Source organism: Streptomyces sp., assembly GCF_031178505.1.
Taxonomy (GTDB): Bacteria; Actinomycetota; Actinomycetes; order Streptomycetales; family Streptomycetaceae; genus Streptomyces; species Streptomyces gulbargensis.
The window spans coordinates 1-2,998 of record NZ_JAPSIW010000818.1 but is presented as its reverse complement, the minus strand read 5'-3'; the positions used below and the strand labels follow the sequence as shown (position 1 = coordinate 2,998).

Genomic DNA, 2,998 nt, shown 5'->3' with positions numbered 1-2,998 from the left:
TCGTCATCGGCACCCACCGCCTCTTCTCCTCCGACACGAAGTTCAAGGACCTCGGTCTGGTCATCGTCGACGAGGAGCAGCGCTTCGGCGTCGAGCACAAGGAGCAGCTGAAGAAGCTCCGCGCCAACGTCGACGTGCTCACCATGTCCGCCACGCCGATCCCGCGCACCCTGGAGATGGCGGTCACCGGCATTCGCGAGATGTCGACGATCACCACCCCTCCGGAGGAGCGGCACCCGGTCCTCACCTTCGTCGGCCCGTACGAGGAGAAGCAGATCGGCGCGGCGATCCGCCGCGAACTGCTCCGCGAGGGCCAGGTGTTCTACATCCACAACCGGGTCGACTCCATCGACCGGGCGGCGGCCCGGCTGCGCGAGATCGTGCCCGAGGCGCGGATCGCCACCGCCCACGGGCAGATGGGCGAGTCGGCCCTGGAGCAGGTCGTGGTCGACTTCTGGGAGAAGAAGTTCGACGTGCTGGTCTCCACCACGATCGTGGAGTCCGGCATCGACATCTCCAACGCGAACACCCTGATCGTGGAGCGCGGTGACAACTTCGGGTTGTCGCAGCTCCATCAGCTGCGCGGCCGGGTCGGCCGGGGCCGGGAGCGGGGTTACGCCTACTTCCTGTACCCGCCGGAGAAGCCGCTCACCGAGACCGCCCACGAGCGGCTCGCCACCATCGCCCAGCACACGGAGATGGGCGCGGGCATGTACGTGGCGATGAAGGACCTGGAGATCCGGGGCGCGGGCAACCTGCTCGGGGGCGAGCAGTCCGGTCACATCGCGGGCGTCGGGTTCGACCTGTACGTACGGATGGTGGGCGAGGCGGTCGCGGACTACCGGGCCCAGATGGAGGGCGGCGCGGAGGAGGAGGCGCCCCTGGAGGTCAAGATCGAACTGCCGGTCGACGCGCACGTCCCCCACGACTACGCGCCGGGCGAGCGGCTGCGCCTCCAGGCCTACCGGGCCATCGCCTCCGCCAACTCGGAGGAGGACATCAAGGCCGTACGGGAGGAACTCACCGACCGCTACGGCAAACTCCCCGAACCGGTCGAGAACCTCCTCCTCGTCGCCGGCCTGCGGATGCTGGCCCGCGCCTGCGGAGTCGGCGAGATCGTCCTCCAGGGCCCGAACATCCGCTTCGCCCCGGTGGAGCTGCGCGAGTCGCAGGAACTCCGTCTCAAGCGCCTCCACCCGCGCACGGTGATCAAGCCGGCCGTCCACCAGATCCTGGTCCCGCGCCCGACGGCGGGCAAGATCGGCGGGAAGCCGGTGGTGGGGCGGGAACTGCTGGCGTGGACGGGGGAGTTCCTGACGACGATCCTGGGGTCGTGAGGGCGGCGGGGGCCGGTGGGCCGGCCCCCGCACCGTCCCGGTGCTCGCGGGTCAGAGCACGTCGAGGTCGACCGCCTCGGCCATCGCGCGGTAGCCGGCGTCATTGGGATGGAGACGGTCGCCGGAGTCGTAGGCGGGACGGATGCGGTCCGGATCGCCCGGGTCGGCCAGGGCCCGGTCGAGGTCGGCGTAGGCGTCGTACGCGCCCGAGGTACGGATCCAGTCGTTGAAGGCGTCCCGCTGGGCCTCGTTGTGAGGGCTGTAGTGGGAGGAGCCCTTGAACGGGGGAAGGGTGGCGCCGACGACCCGGAGGCCGCGGGCCCGGGCTTTGCCGATCAGCGCCAGATGGCCTTCGATCAGTTCGTCGACCGACACCTCGGGGTCACTGGTGTAGCCGAGGTCGTTGGTTCCTTCCAGAATGATCACGGTGGTGACGCCCCGTTCGGTCAGGGCGTCGGGCCCGAAGCGGGTGAGTGCCTTCTCGCCGTAGGGGCCACCGTCACGGACGACCTTGTTTCCGCTGATGCCGTGGTTGAGGACGGCGCGCGGGCGGCCGGTGGCGGCGAGGCGTTCGGCGAGGGCGTCGGGGTAGCGGTGGTTGGCGTCCCGGGTCGAGCGCGTCCCGTCGGTGAGGGAGTCCCCGAAGGTGACCACGGCGCCCTCGGCGCGACTGTCCGGGGAGGAGCCCTGGATTTCGACGCCGGTGAGGAAGTACCAGGAGGCGTCGGTCTCCGTGAACGCCGAACCGTCGATGTCGGAGAGGTGGTCGCCCTTGGCCCGGTGAGTGGTGGCCGAGGCCACGCGGTGGACGGTGGCGGGGCCGGTCGCTCCGGAGAGGCGGAGCGTGACGGTGACCGAGTCGAACGCGTCGAGCGGGAGGTCGGCGGCGTCGCTGAGGAGGGTCCCGCCCGCCGGGATCGTGACGGTTCCGCCCCCGTCGAAGGTCAGGGGCCGGGCGGAACCGGGGACGACCGCCCCCTTTCCCGCCGCACGGGCGACGGTCGCGCCGTCGATGCGAAGCGGCCGGGTGCCGTAACGGTTGCTCAGCTCGATCCGCAGCCGTTCCCCGCCCAGGGTGACCCGGACGGACTGACGGAGCGTGTGGTCGGAGAAGCCCTCGGCGGACCAGTTCTCGGCGCTGGTTCCCGGTGCCTGGGGTGAGGCCGCCCAGGCACCCCGCCAGAAGGCCGGTTCGGACGCCGGGGCGCCCGGAGGCACCGTCCCTCGTTCTTCGCTCCCGCAGGCCGTCAGGGCGACGGTGGTCACGAGGGTGACGAGGGCGGCGGTCACCCGCCGGAAGGTCTGGTGCGTGGTCATCCGTGTCGCCGTTCTGTCCCTGTCCGTGGGGAAATCCGTTGTGGACATCGGGCCGGATCAACGAGCGGGAGACCTTGCGCGGTTCCCGCGCCGACCGGGCACACCCCATTGTGGGCGATGACCGGGACGGCAGGCGCACGCGGCGGGCTCCCGCGCGGCGGCACCGGGGTGTGCGGGGCGGTGGCGGGAGCCTTCTGCCCCTCCGTTTCGGCACCAAGGGGGCTGAAGGACCCTGGGGTCCCCGCCTAGGATCGCCGGATGCGCACCTCTCGGAAGACACGCAGGCATCCGGGCGTACTCCGGCGGACACCCGCGGCGGTCGGGCTGGTGGCCGCCGCGCTTCT

The 2,998-nt window shown here is 71.2% G+C and carries 2 protein-coding genes; one reads left to right on the top strand and one right to left on the bottom strand.

The window, feature by feature from the left end; translation table 11 throughout:
- On the top strand, window positions 1–1,337 hold a 1,337-nt coding region (locus RIF68_RS32855), incomplete at its 5' end, for a TRCF domain-containing protein (RefSeq protein ID WP_309055049.1).
- Between the two features lie 51 nt (window positions 1,338–1,388).
- Here RIF68_RS32855 and RIF68_RS32850 read toward each other — a convergent pair.
- Window positions 1,389–2,654, bottom strand: a complete 1,266-nt coding sequence (locus tag RIF68_RS32850) for an SGNH/GDSL hydrolase family protein (RefSeq protein ID WP_309055047.1) — start codon at window positions 2,652–2,654, stop codon at window positions 1,389–1,391.
- Window positions 2,655–2,998 lie beyond the last annotated feature (344 nt).

What these genes read in the sequence shown, in the direction of transcription:
- RIF68_RS32850 (WP_309055047.1), bottom strand. Translation starts at nt 2,654, where the DNA reads ATGACCACGCACCAGACCTTCCGGCGGGTGACCGCCGCCCTCGTCACC.